This is a genomic window from Clostridium ljungdahlii DSM 13528 (assembly GCF_000143685.1).
GTDB lineage: Bacteria > Bacillota > Clostridia > Clostridiales > Clostridiaceae > Clostridium_B > Clostridium_B ljungdahlii.
The window spans coordinates 3,183,343-3,202,800 of the sequence record NC_014328.1; the positions used below are offsets into that span (position 1 = coordinate 3,183,343).

Annotated in this window: 23 protein-coding genes, 3 pseudogenes and 1 other annotated feature; of the genes and pseudogenes, 5 read left to right on the top strand and 21 right to left on the bottom strand. The window is 31.9% G+C overall.

Features of this window, described 5'->3' with window-relative positions:
• The first annotated feature begins 48 nt into the window (after positions 1-48).
• On the top strand, positions 49-960 hold the full coding sequence (locus CLJU_RS14195) for a LysR family transcriptional regulator (protein WP_013239515.1): 912 nt from the start codon (positions 49-51) through the stop codon (positions 958-960).
• A gap of 15 nt (positions 961-975) precedes the next feature.
• Here the strand turns inward: CLJU_RS14195 and CLJU_RS14200 are convergent, their stop codons facing one another.
• From CLJU_RS14200 to CLJU_RS14255, 12 genes are all read right to left on the bottom strand, one after another.
• A complete protein-coding gene (locus tag CLJU_RS14200) occupies positions 976-1,323 on the bottom strand; it encodes a DUF192 domain-containing protein (protein ID WP_029169982.1) in 348 nt (115 codons plus the stop codon).
• Between the two features lie 4 nt (positions 1,324-1,327).
• Positions 1,328-2,248, bottom strand: a complete 921-nt coding sequence (locus CLJU_RS14205) for a type II secretion system F family protein (protein ID WP_013239517.1) — start codon at positions 2,246-2,248, stop codon at positions 1,328-1,330.
• Between the two features lie 16 nt (positions 2,249-2,264).
• Positions 2,265-3,227 carry a type II secretion system F family protein gene (locus CLJU_RS14210; protein ID WP_013239518.1) on the bottom strand — a complete coding sequence of 321 codons (963 nt, stop codon included), beginning with the start codon at positions 3,225-3,227 and terminating at the stop codon, positions 2,265-2,267.
• Between the two features lie 49 nt (positions 3,228-3,276).
• A complete protein-coding gene (locus CLJU_RS14215) occupies positions 3,277-4,605 on the bottom strand; it encodes a TadA family conjugal transfer-associated ATPase (RefSeq protein ID WP_013239519.1) in 1,329 nt (442 codons plus the stop codon).
• Between the two features lie 73 nt (positions 4,606-4,678).
• Positions 4,679-5,836, bottom strand: a complete 1,158-nt coding sequence (locus tag CLJU_RS14220; RefSeq protein ID WP_013239520.1) for a CpaE/TadZ family protein — start codon at positions 5,834-5,836, stop codon at positions 4,679-4,681.
• Between the two features lie 12 nt (positions 5,837-5,848).
• Complete coding sequence (cpaB, locus tag CLJU_RS14225) at positions 5,849-6,814, bottom strand: Flp pilus assembly protein CpaB (protein WP_013239521.1); 966 nt, start codon at positions 6,812-6,814, stop codon at positions 5,849-5,851.
• Between the two features lie 35 nt (positions 6,815-6,849).
• A complete protein-coding gene (locus CLJU_RS14230; protein WP_013239522.1) occupies positions 6,850-7,743 on the bottom strand; it encodes a pilus assembly protein TadG-related protein in 894 nt (297 codons plus the stop codon).
• Between the two features lie 12 nt (positions 7,744-7,755).
• On the bottom strand, positions 7,756-8,175 hold the full coding sequence (locus tag CLJU_RS14235) for a TadE/TadG family type IV pilus assembly protein (RefSeq protein ID WP_013239523.1): 420 nt from the start codon (positions 8,173-8,175) through the stop codon (positions 7,756-7,758).
• Between the two features lie 65 nt (positions 8,176-8,240).
• Complete coding sequence (locus tag CLJU_RS14240) at positions 8,241-8,417, bottom strand: Flp family type IVb pilin (protein ID WP_013239524.1); 177 nt, start codon at positions 8,415-8,417, stop codon at positions 8,241-8,243.
• Positions 8,418-8,558: 141 nt separating this feature from the next.
• A complete protein-coding gene (locus tag CLJU_RS14245) occupies positions 8,559-9,233 on the bottom strand; it encodes a response regulator (protein ID WP_013239525.1) in 675 nt (224 codons plus the stop codon).
• Positions 9,214-10,398 (bottom strand): sensor histidine kinase, encoded by a 1,185-nt coding sequence (locus CLJU_RS14250; protein ID WP_242825680.1) that lies wholly within the window; start codon positions 10,396-10,398, stop codon positions 9,214-9,216. The genes CLJU_RS14245 and CLJU_RS14250 overlap by 20 nt, the downstream gene beginning before the upstream one ends.
• Before the next feature lie 40 nt (positions 10,399-10,438).
• Complete coding sequence (locus tag CLJU_RS14255) at positions 10,439-11,035, bottom strand: prepilin peptidase (protein ID WP_013239527.1); 597 nt, start codon at positions 11,033-11,035, stop codon at positions 10,439-10,441.
• 164 nt (positions 11,036-11,199) lie between these two features.
• Between CLJU_RS14255 and CLJU_RS14260 the strand changes: the two genes are divergently transcribed.
• The 3 genes and pseudogenes from CLJU_RS14260 to CLJU_RS14270 form a co-directional block, all read left to right on the top strand.
• Positions 11,200-11,652, top strand: coding sequence for a hypothetical protein (locus CLJU_RS14260; protein WP_013239528.1), 453 nt, complete (start codon positions 11,200-11,202; stop codon positions 11,650-11,652).
• Positions 11,653-11,679: 27 nt separating this feature from the next.
• Positions 11,680-12,108 (top strand): ferritin family protein, encoded by a 429-nt coding sequence (locus CLJU_RS14265; RefSeq protein ID WP_013239529.1) that lies wholly within the window; start codon positions 11,680-11,682, stop codon positions 12,106-12,108.
• Between the two features lie 382 nt (positions 12,109-12,490).
• A pseudogene (locus CLJU_RS14270) lies at positions 12,491-12,895 on the top strand (transposase); the annotation flags it as partial.
• A 69-nt stretch (positions 12,896-12,964) separates the two neighbouring features.
• Here CLJU_RS14270 and CLJU_RS22055 read toward each other — a convergent pair.
• From CLJU_RS22055 to CLJU_RS14290, 5 genes and pseudogenes are all read right to left on the bottom strand, one after another.
• Positions 12,965-13,081: a reverse transcriptase/maturase gene (locus CLJU_RS22055; protein ID WP_087877540.1), complete on the bottom strand. Its 117-nt coding sequence runs from the start codon at positions 13,079-13,081 to the stop codon at positions 12,965-12,967.
• Positions 13,082-13,150: 69 nt separating this feature from the next.
• Positions 13,151-13,468 (bottom strand): annotated as a pseudogene (locus CLJU_RS23005) (DUF1847 domain-containing protein).
• A gap of 267 nt (positions 13,469-13,735) precedes the next feature.
• On the bottom strand, positions 13,736-14,470 hold the full coding sequence (locus CLJU_RS14280; RefSeq protein ID WP_013239532.1) for an amino acid ABC transporter ATP-binding protein: 735 nt from the start codon (positions 14,468-14,470) through the stop codon (positions 13,736-13,738).
• 25 nt (positions 14,471-14,495) lie between these two features.
• Entirely contained in the window at positions 14,496-15,161 is a 666-nt protein-coding gene (locus CLJU_RS14285) for an amino acid ABC transporter permease (RefSeq protein ID WP_013239533.1), read from the bottom strand.
• Between the two features lie 71 nt (positions 15,162-15,232).
• Positions 15,233-16,099 (bottom strand): transporter substrate-binding domain-containing protein, encoded by an 867-nt coding sequence (locus CLJU_RS14290; RefSeq protein ID WP_013239534.1) that lies wholly within the window; start codon positions 16,097-16,099, stop codon positions 15,233-15,235.
• A gap of 523 nt (positions 16,100-16,622) precedes the next feature.
• Here CLJU_RS14290 and CLJU_RS21390 point away from each other — a divergent pair.
• Positions 16,623-16,784 (top strand): hypothetical protein, encoded by a 162-nt coding sequence (locus CLJU_RS21390; RefSeq protein WP_156496164.1) that lies wholly within the window; start codon positions 16,623-16,625, stop codon positions 16,782-16,784.
• Positions 16,785-16,934: 150 nt separating this feature from the next.
• Here the strand turns inward: CLJU_RS21390 and CLJU_RS23010 are convergent.
• The 4 genes and pseudogenes from CLJU_RS23010 to CLJU_RS14315 form a co-directional block, all read right to left on the bottom strand.
• Positions 16,935-17,115, bottom strand: a pseudogene (locus CLJU_RS23010) (IS1380 family transposase); the annotation flags it as partial.
• Between the two features lie 491 nt (positions 17,116-17,606).
• Positions 17,607-18,122: a tryptophan transporter gene (locus tag CLJU_RS14305; RefSeq protein WP_013239538.1), complete on the bottom strand. Its 516-nt coding sequence runs from the start codon at positions 18,120-18,122 to the stop codon at positions 17,607-17,609.
• A gap of 197 nt (positions 18,123-18,319) precedes the next feature.
• Positions 18,320-18,563: a binding site (T-box leader), on the bottom strand.
• 59 nt (positions 18,564-18,622) lie between these two features.
• Positions 18,623-19,057 (bottom strand): CBS domain-containing protein, encoded by a 435-nt coding sequence (locus CLJU_RS14310; protein ID WP_013239539.1) that lies wholly within the window; start codon positions 19,055-19,057, stop codon positions 18,623-18,625.
• 136 nt (positions 19,058-19,193) lie between these two features.
• Positions 19,194-19,373, bottom strand: a complete 180-nt coding sequence (locus CLJU_RS14315; protein WP_013239540.1) for a hypothetical protein — start codon at positions 19,371-19,373, stop codon at positions 19,194-19,196.
• Between the last annotated feature and the right edge of the window lie 85 nt (positions 19,374-19,458).

Consider the following 19,458-nt stretch of genomic DNA (forward strand, 5'->3'; position numbering starts at 1 on the left):
ATGAATTATGGTATATTATTTTTAATGTATATTGGAGGTAGCCATAATATGAATTTAAATCAATTATACTATTTTAGAACTGTTGCAAAACTTGAACACTTTAGAAAAGCAGCATCTGAACTAAATATTTCTCAGCCAAGTTTAAGTAATTCAATGGCAAATTTAGAATCAGAACTTGGTCTTTGTTTATTTGAAAAGCAAGGTAGAAATGTCACACTGACAAAATATGGTCGTATATTTCTAAAAGATGTAGAAAGAATACTTAATGAATTGGAAAATGCCAAAAAAAAGATGCAGCAATTAGCCAGCGGTGATACAGGTCATGTTGACATTGCATATATTTCTCCACTAGCACATCATTACATTCCAAATACAGTACGTAACTTTTTAGATTTAGAAGATAACAAAAATGTTACTTTTACATTCAACCAAGGATTTACAAATGAACTTATTAAAGGTTTAAAAAGTGATAAATATGACTTGATTTTTTCATCTTATGTAGAAGAGGAACCAGATATAACTTTTGTTCCAATTATTGAACAAGAGCTATTTGTTATAGTTCCACTAAACCACCCACTTGGTAAACTTAATAATATTGATCTTGTTGATATCAAATCTTATCCTTTAGTGGGATATGACAGAGATTCTGGTCTTGGAAAATTTATTTCTAACTTACTGAGGAGCATAAACATAAAACCTAAAATAATTTGTGAAGCTGCAGATGAATATGCAATTACTGCACTAGTTTCTGCAGGCTTTGGCATATCTATCATAGCAGAAGCACCTGCATTAAAACATGCAAAAATAAAAAAATTAAAAATTACTAATCCCAAATACTCTAGGAAAATTTACCTTGCTTATAAGAAAAATAGAATTTTTCCTCCTGCTGTTCATAACTTTATTTCATACATAAAAAAGAAAAGTATCATTGAAGGCATGAAGCTTTATTCTGAATCGTAAAAAAATTGCATTCTTTTACTTTATGTAAATTTTTTTACGAATCTCTATTAACTTTCCTTCTTCAACATTTTTAAATGTTCCAGTGCTTCCTTCTATAACCATTTTAGCTTTTCCCTGGGGCATTATAATCTTCCCTGGTTTCAGGTCTTCTACTTTTTTTATCACTTTCATGTCCTCACTTACAAACAAAACATCAATAGAGAATTTCATAAAGAATGTATGAATGCTGTTACAAGGCTTAATCAAAATTCCCTCATGATGTGGTTTTTTCCGAAACATAAACCCTAAAAATCTTTTAACAAAACTATCCGCTATAAATATTTCAGCTATAACCTTTGACTCATACACTAAAATCTTGACCACATTATCACCTCTTAGCAAATATAGTAATCATCCTTATAACAGCAGGACCTAATATAATTATAAATATGGTAGGAAAAATAAAAAAGATTAATGGAAAAAGCATTTTAATAGGAGCCTTCATGGCCTTTTCTCTAGACACCTGTCTCCTATGTTCTCTCAAATTTGCAGATTCAATTCTGAGCACTTTGCTTAAACTTACTCCCAATTCATCTGCCTGGATTAAGGAACTAATAAACATGGAAAGTTCCTTTACATCACAACGTTCACTCATATTCTTAAGGGCGGCTTTTCGCTCTATTCCCATAGTAATTTCTTTAAGACTCTTTGCAAATTCGTCACAAAGTTCTCCCCTTATATTACTTATAACTCTAGCTATAGCACCATCAAAGGACAAACCTGCCTCAACACTAACTGTAATTAAATCTAAAGTATAAGGTAAGTCCTTTAAAATTTTGTTTTTTCTATTTTGAATTCTTCTTGATAGATAAAAATTAAAGAAGACATTAATAGTTATCACTACAAGTATTGTAAAAACAATAACTTTCATTATATTAAAATCAACCATTAGCACCAGTACTCCTAGAATTGTAGAAAAAATCAAGATAATCATGCTCTTTTTAAGTATCCATTTTTGAACAGTGCTATTTTTTAAAACTCCTGCTCTTTCTAACTTTTTGTTAAGCATTACAATTTTTTGATGAGGCGTTATTCTAAGCAAAACCTTACTAAAGTTTTCATAAAAGGGCATTATCATTCTTTCTGAAAAAGTCTTATTCTCAATTTCTTCTTCTTTCAACTTATCCAGCTCATTAAGCTCTGTAAATCTCTTTTTAATTTTTATTTTGTCACTGTTTATAGCTGTTAGTATTCCATAGAAAAGAAAGAAAATTGATAAAAAGAAGATAAAAAATGCAAAATAAAGCATGTACCTCTCTCCTTTCTCACATATCTATATTAATAATTTTTCTTATTATTAATAATCCAAGAAACTCACTTAAGACAGCAGCCGCTACCATAATTAAGCCAATAGAAGTTGTAAATAGCAAAAGTATATACTCCTTGTTAAAAAGATAAATCGTTACTCCTAAAAAAATAGGTATAAGCATTAAAATAATGCCTGATAATCTTCCCTGAGCTGTCAGTGTTTTTAGCTCACTTTTTATCTTTTGTCTTTCCCTTATAGTTTCCGATATATTATCAAGTACTTCAGATAAATTTCCTCCTATATCTTTCTGTATTAAAATAACATTCACTATAAGTCTGAGATCTTCTGATTCAACTCTACTAAGCAAATTTTTTAAAGCATCTTCTTCAGAAATCCCAAGACTCATCTCTTTGAGTAATTTCTTAAATTCCTTTGAAAAAGGATCACTGGTTTCTTCTGATACTACAGCTATAGCTTGTAAGAAAGAATATCCTGCTTTTAAGGAGTTTGAAATTATAGTTATACCCTCATTTAATTCACTGTCAAAGTGCTTTATTCTATCTTTTTTCCTCTTTCTTATTATAAATTGGGGAACGTTCCATATTAGAATGTAAATTAAAATGATAATAAAATAATTTTTAAAAACTGCAAATGCAAGAAAAGCAAAAGCAGAGGAAAATAGTATTTTTATAACTAGAAGTTCCTCTACAGTAATAGATAAATCTGCCTTCATAAGTTCAATCTCAAGCTTTTTATCTTTCTTTTTATTTAACCAGATCTTAGGAATTAAAGTTGATAGAGTTTTTAATATGCTTATCCTGTCCTTCTTATTATCTTTATACTTTTGGGAAATAGCATAATCTTCATCAAAATATTTAAGCTTACGAATAGGCTTATCTTTACTAAATAAGGCAATTAATACAGTGCTTATAAAAAGCCACACCATTAAAAATATCGCTGTTACTATAACATATATCATAAGCCCTCCTCCTTGATTTTGCTTTAGGCATTTGAAAGAAAATAAGAAGTTATCTCAAAATATCTGGTGGTACATTTATACCTTTCTCCTTAAGCTTCTGTACAAATTTGGGCATAATACCTGTAGAAACAAATTCTCCTCTTACTTTTCCCCTATTATCAACGCCCTTTTGCTCAAACTTAAATATATCCTGAAGTATAATTACATCCCCCTCCATGCCTTGAACCTCCGTTATATAAGTGATTTTTCTACTTCCATCCATGAGCCTTGATTGCTGAACTATTATATCAATAGCAGAAGCCACCTGATCTCTGATAGCCTTAATTGGAAGATTCATTCCCGACATAAGCACCATGGTTTCAATTCTAGATAACATATCTCTTGGTGAATTAGCATGACCTGTTGTAAGAGATCCATCATGGCCAGTATTCATAGCTTGCAGCATATCCAAAGCTTCTCCAGAACGAACCTCACCTACAATAATTCTGTCAGGACGCATTCTTAAACTATTTCTAACTAAATCCCTTATAGTAATTTCCCCTTTTCCTTCTACATTTGCCGGTCTCGTCTCAAGCCTCACCACATGCTCCTGAGAAAGCTGAAGCTCTGCTGCATCCTCAATAGTCACTATGCGTTCATTCTCAGGTATAAATGATGAAAGAACATTTAACGTAGTAGTTTTACCACTTCCTGTACCACCTGAAACAACTATATTTAATCTTCCTTCTACACAATATTTTATAAGTTTTGCCATGCTTTGAGTCATTGTTCCAAAGCTAACCAAATCCTCTACTTTAAATGGATCTTCTGCAAATTTTCTAATAGTGATAGAGGGACCATCAATGGCTAAGGGAGATATTATAGCATTTACTCTAGAGCCATTAGGGAGCCTAGCATCTACCATAGGTGAACTTTCATCTATTCTCCTTCCAATTGGTGCTACAATTTTTTTTATAACATGAAGTACGTGATTATCATCTTTAAACTTGGCATCTGTAAGCACCAGCTTTCCGTTTTTTTCAATATATACATGCTCTGGACCATTAACCATAATTTCAGTAACGCTATTATCTGAAAGCAATCCTGTAATCGGACCAAATCCTATAATTTCATTTAACAGCTCTTCTTTTATTTTTTTCTTATGATTATTGGTCATATTTAGTGATTCCATTTCAATATGCTTGGTGACAATATAATCAATTTTTTGCTTTAGTTCCTGATTATGTTCAGAAATTTCATCAAAATCTATATCAAGTTCTTCGATTACCCTATTTTGAATTTTCATCTTCAATTCATAATAAGGATCTATTTCTTCCCTAACAGATTTATTGGCTTTTTTATCTACATTTATTTCTTCCAGTCTTTTCATAAGAGACATAGTAATTCCTCCTACTTAAGTCTTAAAAAAATAACAAGTCAAATATTCTTCCCATAGTGACTTGTTATTTCTTTCAAAATGCCTTAATCAAGCTCTTACACATTTCATCCAGTGCCTTTCCTACTTTTAATTTATAGTATTTGTCATCATGACATAAAGGAATCCCTTTATTTACTGAAACAATAACAGTCTTTTCTTCATCTGGTATAAATGCAAAGACACCATCCTTAAAAGCCTCCTCCACTTCTTTTTTGTTTATTCCATACTTTACATTAAATCTATTTATAACAAGCTTAACTTTGTCTTTATCATATCCAACGGATTCCATAACTTTAAGACCCAATTTAGTATTCTTAAGAGCCATAATCTCCATAGTTGACACCATAAGTATTTTTTGTGCCATATCTAAAATATAAAGGGTACTATCATTAAAATTAATACCTGTGTCTACAACAATTACGTCGTATTCCTTTCTTACATCCTTCATTATTTTCTCAATAGTTTCTTTTGTTATATATTCCGCTGCTTCTGGTTTTTGAGGAGCAAAGAATATATCAAGATTATTATTATATTTATATAAATAAGGTTTTATATTTTCATAAGAATCTATTTGTCCATCCTCCACTGCATCTAGAATAGTCTTTTCATTATACTTATTAACCAACATGGATATATCCCCAAACTGCAAATCCATGTCCATAAGGAGTACTTTTTTATCGGATTCCTTACTTAAAACAATAGCTGTATTAACCGCTAAAACTGATTTTCCCACACCACCTTTAGAACTAAAGAAAGCTATAGTTTTTGCATCTTTCACTTTTTCTGCACTTCCTGTAAGCTTTACCTGTCGTTCCCTGCACTTTTCATAAGTTGTTGTTATAGTCTCAATTAAGGTGTTATAGTTAAAAGGTTTTATTATATATTCTTTAGCACCATGAAACATTGCCTTTTTTAAATACTCACTTTCAGCCTGAACAGACATAATGATTACCATTACAGAAGGGTACTCCGTGGTTATTTTTTCAGTAGCTTCTAAGCCATTTAAAACAGGCATATTAATATCCATCAAAACCACATCAGGCTTTACCTTTGGTATAATTTTGAATACTTCTTCACCATTATCCGCTTCTCCTACAACTTCAATATTTTCTTTATCTAACTTCAATATTTTTTTTATTACATTTCTAGTTTCTTCAATATCATCTGCAATTAGCACTTTGATCTTATTCATTGTTTCATCCCCCTACTGCCCGAGTATTGGAATTTTAATTGTCTCACCAGTTAATATTAAATTCTCATCCTGTATATTATTTGCTTCTTTTATAGCTGTATATTTATCTTCATTTTCATAAACTTTCCTACTAATACTTTTTAAAGTATCCCCAGGTTCCACTGTATAACTTTTATAATTTTCACTACTTGTAATATTTAAATTATTTTCTTTATTGAAGGTCTTTTCATCCGTATTAACAGACATATCTTCCCATGTAGTTCCATTTGTTTGTGTAGTTATTTCATCTTTTAATGGTCTAAGAGCTAGCTTGATGCTTCCTATACTTTGAGCAAGTACTACCTTTTCCAAATCTGATACTTTAACTGATAGGGTTACTAAAAAATTTGTTGGTGCTTTTCCATTATCACTGCTTTTATTACTATTACTTTCTTTATTGTCTCTGCTTATCTGTTTATCTACTGCTAATACCTGAATGTTCTGTAATACAATTTTTGCTTCATCTGGTCTAACTACTTTTATTCCATCTCTTTTTTCAGATGTATACACAATGATATCCACATAATCTTTTGGTTTTAACAATCCTGAAACTCCTGAATCACCTGTGACACTAATGGAAATTGCTCTATAATCATTATCTATTTTTAAGTTAAGTTCATCTCCACCTTTCTCCAAAAGTTTATCAATATGAAACCCTTCATTTTTTGAAATTGTTTCAGTTGTATATTTTCCAGCAATTTTCGAAGAATCCTTAATATAGTTATCAAAAATAGGATTGTAAGGCACCTGTATCTTTTTTATCATTTTCTTATCTATAAGGGTTCCTGGAGATATTGTCTCAGCTGCTACTAAAATCGTTGTTTTTTTAGCTGCTTCACTTGACGATTTCAAAGATTGTAAATATGCAAAAGCAGCCACTGCAGCTATTAGTGCTAAAATAAAAGATATCAATATCAATTTTTGTCCTCTGCCTTTCATCACTATCCTCCTTCATCCCATATTAGTAATTCTATTTATTTTGATAATTTTGCACCATATAACCCTGTGTCATTTAAATTTGTATCAACCGGACAATTTAAAACAAATCTAACAAACCTTCCTTTAACTTCTATTTTCCCTGAATTATTAGTTACATTCTCTACATAAAACGCTGCAAATCCTACTACTAATACTGACTTTTGTCCACTTACAGCTAAAGAATCTACTAAGGGCATTATCCACAGCCTTATGGAATCTCTAGGAAAGTTATCAAAAGTGCTGTGTTCAGAGTTGATATAATTTTTTATATCATTACAAGCTCCTGCCATATTACCCGGTTCAGTATCTATATAATCGCCTACTGATATTGTTCCACTGTAACCATACAGTGCATTTGCTCTAAAAACACTTCCACCAGACCCACCAAGCGAAACTGCACCATAATTTCCTGAATATCCATCTCCTGCATCTTCTTTAAGTGTTACTAAGTCCCCATACGAAAATTTATATACTTCTACAGCAAAAGGCCTTATCCCACCTGTTACTGATTTTGCAGGTGCAACCACAGCCTTTGTCTTAGCCTTTATATTGCTGCTGTTTATTCCTATTATTTGAGCAAACAGGTGTTTTACATTTTTAACTTCTTCTATTTGAATGCTCTTATGATCTGCACCAACAGTTATTAGAGCTAGACTTGGATCTACATTATTTTTTTGAAGATAATCTACAGCTGCAGTCCTTGCCCTCACCTCATTATCAGGTAATTCAAGTGCAGCTGCTAAGGCCCCTGAGTCGATTGCATTTGTTAACTTTGTCTTTTCAATATAAATCATACCTATATCAAGTACGTAAGCAGTAAAGCCAAGTAATGCGGTAATGAGTAAACAGGAAATAATGGCAACATTTCCTCTATCATTTAACTTTCTCATTTATATCTCTCCTCACTCAACCCTCATAGTTGTCTGCCCATTTAATACTATTACATTATTAAAAAGACTACTTATAATTGGAACAGTGAGATTATATTTATAAGTTACTTTTACAATAAGGCTATCTCCGGATCTTCTGCTACTTTCACTAGGAGTTATAGTTACTGTTAAATTCTTAGGATCTAAATTAGGAGAAGTAGTTACAATTAAATATTGAATTTCCTGATCAGTGCTGCCTATAATTCCTGCCCTTGCACCTTCTCTCGATGCATTTTCAATAGTAATGTAGGAATTTATCACCATTCCAAATTGAACTATTCCCATTACAATTAATAGAAGGATTGGAAGGATTATTGCAAATTCAACTAAAGCCTGCCCCTTTTCATTCTTTAAGTTTTTCAATATAACCACTTCCTTTTGATTAGTTTTCAAAATACTCTAACCACCTTTTTGTGATTAGAGTATTTTGGAAAAACCTCAGCAGAACTTTTTCTATTTTATTGAAGGGCATTTATTATATCCTGAAATTTTGCAGAAATCGCTGGTCCAAGTAGTACCAATACGGCAATAACTACTATTGCTACAAGTCCTATTATTAGTGCATACTCAACCATACCTTGTCCTTTTTCTTCTTTTAACTTATTTAAGGCATATCCTTTAAATTTTTGCAGCATATTATTCATCCCCTTTAAATTTATTTTTCTATTGATTTTATTATAAATCTACCATTTTTAACTTGGCAGATTTCAAAAGTCACATATCATAGGTAAAAAAGTCAGAAAAAAATAGAGACCAAAGTCCCTATTTTTATACGATTAAGTTTCATATTTACTTCTATAATATTCATCAATATTATTTTCTATTGCAACAATTGCGGCGTGAACCCTATCGTCTACATTTATCTTCTTAAAAAGATTTGTAGCATAATTTTTAACTGTCTTTTCAGAAATATATAATTGTTTTCCAATTTCTTTGTTGCTATATCCTTTTGAAATTTTACTAAGCACTTCAATTTCCCTTTTTGAGAGATTATCTAAAATATTAGATGCTTTCTTTGCCTTAATCTTTATATCAGAAAAAAGTGTGGAAACCAAAGACTTATCAATGTATTTTTCACCCTTATATACTCTTCTAATTGCTTCTGCAATATCTGTTCCAGCTGAATCCTTAAGCATGTAGCCATCTGCTCCAATACTTATAGCCGTATTAAGGGTCTTTCTATCATCTTCAACAGTTAACATTATAACCTTAATTTTATTGTCCTTATCCTTTATGCTTTTAAGAACCTGAATGCCATCCATAATAGGCATATGGCAATCCAATACAATAACATCTAACTCATGATATTTTAAAAATTCCAGAGCCTTCTCTCCATTTTCCGCCTCACATACAATATCCATATCACTTTCAAAACTTATAATTCTTTTTAAACCATGCCTTATTATATCATGATCATCAGCAATTAATATTCTAATCACCTTGTTCTTCATCCTTTATCACCTCTCGATTAATAGGAAGCTTAACAGTATAAGTTGTGCCTACTTTCTCAGAGGATTTGATTTCAATTTCTCCCTGAAGTTGCTTTACTCTATCTAAAATTCCAATAAGCCCATAGGAAGCTCCTTTGGTCTTTACCCTCTTTAAAGTCTCTTCTACATTAAAGCCAACACCATCATCATTTATTATTAACATTAAATACTTTGTACCAAAATCCATTCTTACATTTGCATGCTTTGCTTTAGAATGTTTTCTGATATTATTAAATATTTCTTGAACAATTCTATATACTGCTACTTGAATAATAGGTTCTATTTCCATTTTGATTGGCTTCATTTTTATCTTTACATCAATATTTGACTCTTTGAAAATAGCATTTGCTGTTTGATCTATAGTTTGGCTTAAACCTAAATCATCCAAAGACATAGGCCTTAAATCAAAAATAATACTTCGAACTTCTTTTAATGCCACCTTAACACTTTCCTTTAAATCTTCTAACTCCTTAAGTCCCTCTTCCAAATTCTTTTCAATAACCATCTTGCATATATCTACTTTCATAACTGCATTAGCCATATGTTGAGCTGGCCCATCATGAATATCCCTTGCAATTCTTTTTCTTTCACTTTCCTGAGCTTCTAAAATTTTTATACCAATAAACATCTCAGAATTCTTGTCTGATCCTTCTAAAGCAGAAAGAACATCCCCTTCTAAATAACCCATAGCAATACTTATTTGATTAATTATCCTTTCACCATTTTCAATATTATCCATTATCTTTTTTATGGTTATTTCCAGGCTATCTCTTTCTTTTCTCAATGACTTTTCTTCATTTATTTTCGTATAAAACTTAATTCTCATATCAGATGCTGCTTCATAAGCTTTCTTAATATCATCTTCAGTATACTTATTAAAGTTTGCAGATACATGAGCCAATCTTCTTCTAGCAGCCTTATCCTGTTCTTCCAATTCGTCAACTTCATCTATAACACTAGCAATATCTTTTTTAACTTTATCTAGTTTAAGCTTTAAATCTTCGTGATCTTTTCTTATATAATCAACAATACTGAGCACTTGCCCTCTACTTGAACTTATCTCATCTATTACATTTTTGATTATTTTATTAATAGCGTTAACATCCAAGTTTATATTATTCATCATATTCTCCCTTCATTTAAAGTACAACCAAACCAAATTAAATTCACATGAAAACTAATAGTGAAATAAAACTTCCTAGTGATAAAAATGGACCAAAGGGAATATAATCTTTAGTTCCTTTTACTTTAAATAATATTAAAATAATTCCAACTATCGAAGATAGGACAAAGGCTAAAAAAATTGCCCACAAGGTTTTCTTTAATCCTAAAAAAGATCCAATAGCAAACATAAGCTTTATATCTCCACCACCCATAACATTAGGAACAAGGGATAATAAAAACATTGTTCCTCCTCCAAATATCATTCCAAGTATTGTATCTATAAATGAACTCCTAATGAAAAAAGGAAGCATTATTCCCATAATCAAAGTTATAATCACCATAAAATCAGGTATAATTCTATAGTTAAGATCAATAAAAGAAATTATAATTAAAATTAATATCATCACTATTGCCTTAGCGAGTATAATAGTAAACCCTAATCGTAAAAATGAAACTTCAAAGCATAGACTACAAATAATAGGTATAAAAATACTCCCGGTTTTTTTATCGTTTTTAACAATATTATATGAGATACTTTCTATTACAGTATTTAATAACATTCCTATAATGAAACCTATAGCAAAAATTAATATGTACATACTTCCCTCTTAAATAAAATTATTATTTTCTTTATTATTTGCATTGGAGGAAATATTATTATAAGTTATATTTTAACTTGAGTTTTTTGGAAAATTTAAGTTAACCTCTTTACAACTAATAATAAATATTATATAATTATTATTATAAAGGGAGATGATATAATATGGAAACTGATATAGATTTTAATTCCTTAATAACATCCATGGAAACCTGTTGTTTAGGGAAGGAAAACTGCGGAGGTAAGTGCGATACTTCCAATTGCATTATAGGATATTGTAAAAAAAATCTACTTGCTTGTCTTAAATCTAATGAACAATTTCTAGAAAATGAAATAGAAAACATTCCTTTATTTGATACAAAAGTTTTTGATGAATCCTCTGTAATAGATACTGTTGGCTTTATACTAAATCAATGTAAAAATTGTAACGCATATCATGATGAAGATTGCATAATAAATATTTTAAGAAGTGCCTGCGAAGTAATTTTATTTGGAAACCCAAAAGATTATAATGGCAGTGTGCTCCTATACTTAAATGATATAAAATTAGACAATTCAAAAGTAGCAGATAAAATACAGGAATCTTATTTATCTCATAAAAATATAACAAAAAATTAATTATTAAAAAAAAGGAAGGGTATTAATATGGAAGATGTAAAATTATCTTATGAAACAACTTTAGGAGATACTAAGGGAACTAATTTAGAAAGGTCTGTAAAACAAACTTTTAATGGTGAAACCAAGGAAGCAGGATTATATACTGCCATAGCACGCCAGGCCCAAAGGCAGGGATATGGCGATATTGCCGAAATACTAAAAGTCCTTGCAAAAGAAGAAGTAGAGCACGCTGCAACTTGTGCAGAATTGAACAATATGATAACAAATGATTGCTTTGAAGATATAAAACAAATGCTAGAAGGAGAAATTTTTGCAAACAATGCAAAACATGAGGATGCTCTAAAAGCAGAAGAACAAAAAATAGATGCAGCAAAAGAATTTTTCAATTCAGCTTCAAAAGATGAAGGACGCCATGCACGAATACTGGAAGGAATATTAAAAAAATATAACAAATAATATTAAATTAATAGTTACCTAAGTTTTGTACAAACAAAACTTTAGTATTTTCCATATTGTAGTTTCCAAAAAATAAATAGTAGGATAATACCACGCCTTAAAGTATAATTTTCTTTGCAGAGAAAAATTAAGAAAGGCAGGTATTATCCTATGAATAATTTTACCTTTACTCAAGACAATTGTAAAGAAGAAACTACTTCCACTTGGCTAATTACAGTAATGCAGTTTGGTTTAAAAATCAACTTATTTAGCGTGAGTTCGATGAGTTAAATGGAAATATTTAAGGTATAAAAAACCCCACCAAAATGTTTTATTATTGTAAGTGATAAAACAAACAAAACTAAAACAAAGGGATGGGATTTTATGCAAAATTTCAATAAAAGGTGAAATTTTATCATTCTACTTAACCCCTGGAAATGTAGATGATAGAAATTTAGATGTTATAAAAAACCTAACAAAGGATTTATTTGGAAAATTACTTGGAGATAGAGGCTATTTATCGCAGAAAATTTCAGATATTCTATATCCAAAAGGTATACACTTGATAACAAAATTGAGAAAAAATATGAAAAATAAACTAATGTTAATGGAAGATAAAATTCTTCTTAGGAAAAGAGCAGTAATTGAAACAATAAATGACCATTTGAAAAATATATGTCAAATAGAACACAGCAGACACAGGAGTGTCAGCAATTTTATGGTTAATACAGTTTCAGGTTTAATAGCATACAGCTTTCTTCCTAAGAAACCATCCCTAAAATTAGACAAATACGTTGCTATAGCTTAATTTAAGCCATCTGGAATAATATGATAATGTTATCCATAAATAGCATCAAATTTTCGAACTCACGTTAAGTTAATAAACATCCATCTTATCAACGCTATGGCTTCCCTTGTTAGATACAACTCTATCATATTCTTGCCACATGTTCCCTCTAGCAAGAATACGTTCAAGAGTACCATATCCAAACATCAGCTTCCTTCAGATTCTGCCTCACGGCAGACACCCTTGCCCTCAGCCAGGTATATAGCTGCAAGCGGGTTATGTCCTGGTTACACGATCTTTAACTGCAAGGACAGTTGCAGGTTTCTCCATGTATTTAAGCATCAGAGTATCGTGCCCCACACAAAGCCCAAGCAATATGTTAAACTCAGTTTCCTGCTCGTTCATAAGAAGTGCCTATCCTATGGGGTTGCACTTGCTTTCCCTTGCACAGCCTGACACCGTTTCATCATCCCTTATCCCCATAAAGCTCTTTGGAACATCACCATTCTTACATATTATTGAAATCACCTCAAAGCCATTATGAGTCAATATCCTGTCAACTTCCTTGGTTTCACTGTAAAGACCAATACACAATATAAGACCTATTCTCTAGTAACCAGCCTTATTCATGAACAGCATTATCTCCTCCATGCGAGTAAAAGACGTCCATAGTCCTCCGCCTCTACAAGTGCAGCATTATATAGGGTATTTTATGGTTCTCCTCATCCTTGTATAGCTCTTTTTGCTTTCCTCTGTATCTCCCCATTTTTGCTCGGACAGTCCTCCATGGTCTTCATCATATCATGCATTTTACATCCATGAAGGATACATTCTGCACAACCTATGCATAATATCCTCCTCCTATACTGAAATAGACCCCACGAACCTCTGTATTCTTGGGTTGCTGCTATTAAATATCTCTTCGGGAGTTCCTTCCTGAACAATAAATCCATTTTCCATAAACACTATACGGTCTGACACCTCTCTGGCAAACCTCATCTCATGGGTTACAATTAAAAGCGTCATTGTATGTGTTGAGGCCAGGGATCTTATAACCTCCAGCACCTCATTTACCAGCTCCGGATCAAGGGAGGAGGTAGGCTCATCAAACAGCATAACCTCAGGTTTTACTGCCATGGCACGTCCTATTCCTACACGCTGCTGCTGTCCTCCTGACATATGTGACGGATACACATTCCTTTTATCTTTAAGCCCCACAGAGGTCAGAATCTCCATAGCCTTAGCCTCTGCTTCCTTTACATTCATACCCTGGCATTTTATCATTGGCTCCATTATATTCTGAAGGGCAGTTTTGTTCTTAAACAGATTATAGTTCTGGAATACCATTGCGGTCTTCCTTCTTAAGGCATAAACGTCCTTATGCTTATGATGCCATCCACTAAGTGTCACGTCTCCTATAGTAATAGTACCATCTGTAGGTTTTTCAAGGTAGTTGATACACCGCAGCAGTGTAGATTTTCCTGTTCCAGATGGTCCAATAATAGCTACTACCTGTCCTTTTTCAACAGTTAAATCGATTCCCTTTAATACCTCTAGAGAATCAAATTTTTTCTTTAAACCTTTAATCTTTAACATAATATTACCTCATTTTTCTATTCTGTTAATAGGCTTTATTCATGTGCCTCTCCAGCCTGGACTGAAGATAGGATATGGAAGAAAGTATTATCCAGTATATAATCAGCACTGCCATATATCCCTCCAGATAACGGAAGGATACATTAGCCTCATTTTTGCAATAAGCTATCATGTCCTTCAAGCCCACAATAAAGCAAAGAGAGGTAGATTTGAATAGATTTGCAAAGCTGTTCATCATGCCTGGTATAGCCACTCTTACTGCCTGTGGAATAATAATACGATATACAGTCTGCCAAGAGCTAAGCCCTATAGATATGCCAGCCTCAAACTGACCCTTATCGACTGATGTTATAGCTCCTCTTATATCCTCACTCATATAGGCTGCAAAGCTCAAAGAAAGCACTATTATTGTCGCCCAGAAGCTGGGCATATTCTTTACTAGTTTTGATACCTGTGCAATACCATAATAAAAAACAAACAGCTGTGCAATAAATGGAGTGCTCCTAAAAAAGGATACGAACACAGTGGAAAGCTGCTTAAGCATAGGTATGTTATAATAGCGAAAGGCCGCAATTACAAAGCCTAGTATAACTGAAAAAAACAGCGATGCTCCTGCCACCTCAACAGTTATAGGCAATCCCCTAAGAATAACGGGAAACATAGAAAAAAAATATTCAATATTAAAGTCCATGGCATGTCTCCTTAATTGAAAAGTTATATTACAGCAGGTGTCTCTCAAATAGGGGCATCTGACAAATATACTTATTTATTCTTATTGTAGTATTCCTTTGCAGCATTAGTCTGCATAACATCATATTTAAACCACTTCTCACACAATTTTTTGTGGGTTCCATCTTTAATCATGTCATTTAAGGCTCCGTTTACCAGCTTGAGCAGCTTAGTACCACGTTCCGTACGTGCAAATGGATAACCATTTACCTCAGTATAGATAGGATGTGCTGTATCAACAGCCTTTAAATTCCAGTTAGGATTTTTTTGTATCAGGTAAGGTATCAGCAGATATGCATAAGGCATTGCATCTATACGTCCAGACACAACCTCCTGTGGAATTGTAGAAAAAGATTCATATGTAGTTTTCTTTACCTTGTTGTTAGGATCAAGTTTAGTGACAAACTCGTTCATTGCACTTCCATCAGCAAGACCTATAGTCTTTCCTGCCATGTCCTTCCAGCTGGTTATGTTGGTATTATCGCCTTTTACCATAAGGCAGTAAGGGCTGAAGAAGTATGGGGTTGTAAAGTCATATTTCTCCTTACGGGCAGGTGTTATACTTATCTGTTTCGCTACCGTATCCACATGCCCTGTTCCCAAATCTCCAAAGGCGGAAGCTACATCCTCCTGTACAAATTTTACCTTGTAGCCTATACGTTTAGCAATTTCATTCCACATGTCTATCTCAAAGCCTGACCAGGTCTTTGATGATTCATTATACACTGTAAAGCCAAGATAATCTCCAGAGGTAGCAACATTAATAGTCTTGTCCTCCTTTTTATTTTCTGATGCGGTATTTTTTTCCCCTGTGCTGCTACATCCAGCTAGCATTGCTATCATGGTTACAACACAAAGAAGTAATGTAACAATTTTTTTCATAAGATGCCTCCATTTCATTAATTTAATAATTCCCAATATTCTCCCTAATTAATACTATTTTATATATAATAAATTAAAATGTAAAATAGTAATTTCGAATTTATCCAGCATGAACTATAATCAAATTCTATAAATTGCATTATTATCTTTTATAAGCTATTGTACATATAATTAAGCATGCTTATATAGAAAATGAGACAATGAACAGGGAAATAGTATTTGTAGATCGTAGGAATACAGACTGCAATAAGTGGGATAATCTAGAGGCAACGTTTGGAGAAGCGAATCTGCAAGGCATGTGGATAGCAGATATGGACTTTAAGGTTACCAGATGCATAACAAAAAGGCCTTAGAGAAATATCTGAAGTTGGGAGTGTTTGGATACTATAAGGTTCCAGTCTCCTATCAGAAAGTCTTTATGAAATGGGAGCAAAAATATCATAATTATAAGGTAAACCAAGAGTGGCTGCGTTTTTCCCCAGGAGTAGTGCCTGCCATAAACTAGTTTGTACAGATTATGCCAAGGCCACAGGATGGCATAATGGTACAGACTTCGATTTATTATCATCCTTTTATGGACGCTGTAAAAAACAATGGGAGAAAGCTTGTGTGCAGCGGTCTGGTAAACACAAACAGTGTATACACCATAGATTTTGATAAATTTGAAAAAGAAATTACAGGCAATAAGGTGATATTATGGTAAAACAAAGTAGTAAAAAAATCAATAAGTTTTGGCTTGGTAATGTTAGTGAAAAAATTGCAGGTGCTTTAGAAAGTGTAATTCAGCAGGTTGATATAGAATTTCCAAAAGATAAAAGCAGGTGGTTGTCCCAATACAAATATAGGAAGAGAAAAAGGACATCAAAGCATTATAGCATTTATTGCCATATTTCTTGGGGTGTATCCTTTCATATCTCCTTCTTGATTACCTTCAACATTTTCTACAGTACTATCTATATCAATAGTAATTGTTTTTAACTTGCTTGCTTTTAATATTTTTTGAAAATCGAAAAATTTATGTTTCTTAACATTTGCACTCCAATTTTAATTCTATCAAGTTAAATTAAGTCGTTAGATCCTTTGGCTTTCTCGGCAGCTTCAGTTAAAATATTAGAGATACTTCCTGCAGATATATGAATATCAAATATATTTTCAAGATGTGCTTGAATATCTTCAATGCTTCCATTGCATTCAACATCACAACTTACTATAATTCTTCTAATTGTTTTTTTATCTATATTAATTGATGCGTAATTATCTTTATTTATAGCATTATAATAATGTATGGTATGTTCAACCTCCTTTAAAACTTTTAGTTTTATTTAGAGGTTGAGCTTTTTTTATGTTTTTTCTACTATGAAATCCATTGGGTATTTGTTAGATAATAGATTTCATAGTAGAACTAATTTGTTTGAAGTTAATGTAAAATTACTTTTCTTCTTCAATTGGTTAATTTTCTGTTTTTTCATCCATATTATTATAAATAAAAATGTCCATCATATTTGAACTACGCCCTTAATCTAGTTTATACTTGTCTTATAGCTCCTCTTTTTAAAGCTACATTTATTATATTAAATAAAATTGCTCCTGCTATGGTATTTATAACTGCAGCAGGTAAAACTACAGATAAGAACAATGCTGTAAAACTTGTCTTTAATCCTACTGTAAGCAATACTACCATTAAGAATGTGGAACCACTTATAATTGTACCTACAGCAGTAACTAATAAAATAGTTATTTGATTGTTTATCCTATCTCTAAGAGGTTTTATAAGCACAAACATTATGTTTATAGTTACAAATTTGTCTATTACATTTGCAAATTGCCCCCCAGGGAAAGTAGTAGTTGCAGCTGCAAGAATACCTGCTACAATACCTGCACAGAGACAAGTTTTATATTCTTTGTTAAACATAAGTATTATAAAAAGCATTGCAAGAGAAAGATCAGGTTTCATTCCAAGTATAAGTGGTGGTGCAATCTGATGCAGCACTGCACCTATAGCAAGTAGTATAGAATTTATAATCATCTTTTTTAAGTTCATATTTACACTCTCCTTAAATCTAAATTTGAATATTCCCTATAATCTGAATATTCTTTAAATTAAAAATACAACTGATATTATTACAATTATCTATAAATAAATTTTTCCTACTTTTCTTTCACAACATAGCATACACCACCTATACTTCTTTCTAACAAACTTTATTTTTTAATAAAATAAAAAAACTCCATCCTAAAAACTAGGACGGAGATATCCGCGGTACCACCTAAATTATACTTTAAAAAAGTATCTCTTTTTCAGACACTAACATGTCCTATCCATTATAACGTATGGAATACGTTAACCACTACTCTTCGCTCTGCGAATTTCAATTTACTCCTCTTAGGTCCATTCACAACACACAATAGTATTGAGATCCCACCATTCTCAACTCTCTGTAACTTTAATAATATTGCTACTATTCCTCGTCAAAGGATTTATTTTTAAATTAAGTATATGTTATCACTTATTCTTCTTCATGTCAATAAGTATTTTCACTTTTATTTAGCACCATAAGCTGGGTTAGCATTTTCATTAAATATTTGTCTGTAACAATAGTTTATTATATCACTTCTTTTTATGATCCCTATAAATATGTCCTTATCATCTATTACAGGTACAAAATTTTGATTTACCGCAAGTGATACCAAGTCTTCCATGTTAGAATTAATTTTCACTGGTTTATTATGCATACGCCTAGAAATTTGTTTCAACAATACTTTACTGGTATTTTTAAAATTCAAATCTGGAGTATTTTTTAGTTTCCACAACAAATCACCTTCTGTCAGAGTTCCCACATACTTACCGCAGCTATCAATTAGTGGAATTGCTGTATATCTATGCCTTTCCATTCTTTCCAGTGCCTGTCTCATAGTTGAATTTGGAGTTTCACAAACAACTTCCTCTTTAGGTGTTAGAAAAAATGCTATATTCATATGTCCTTCTACTCCTTAATACTTTTATTTTAAATATACTATTTAAATTTGAAATTACACAATCCTAGAATCAAAGAACTTAGTTACAAGGTCAATTATTAATCTTAAGAAGAAATAATAATTGACCCTCACAATACTACCTTGAACATTCAGCCTCTACTTGAAGCAACTTTTTAAGTACTTCCTCTATATCATCTTCTAATTTTTCATCAATTTCAACATTATCGTTCTTTACAGCTTCTATAGTAAGTTTTAGCCCCTTAGTTATATTACTTATTTCCTCCAACGTTAACAGCATAAGTATATTCTCTTTCATGTTAATAACCCCCTTATCTAACTTAATCTTTTTTAGAAAGCGACTTACATCCATTATCCCTTTTAATATATTTCGTAAAACTTAA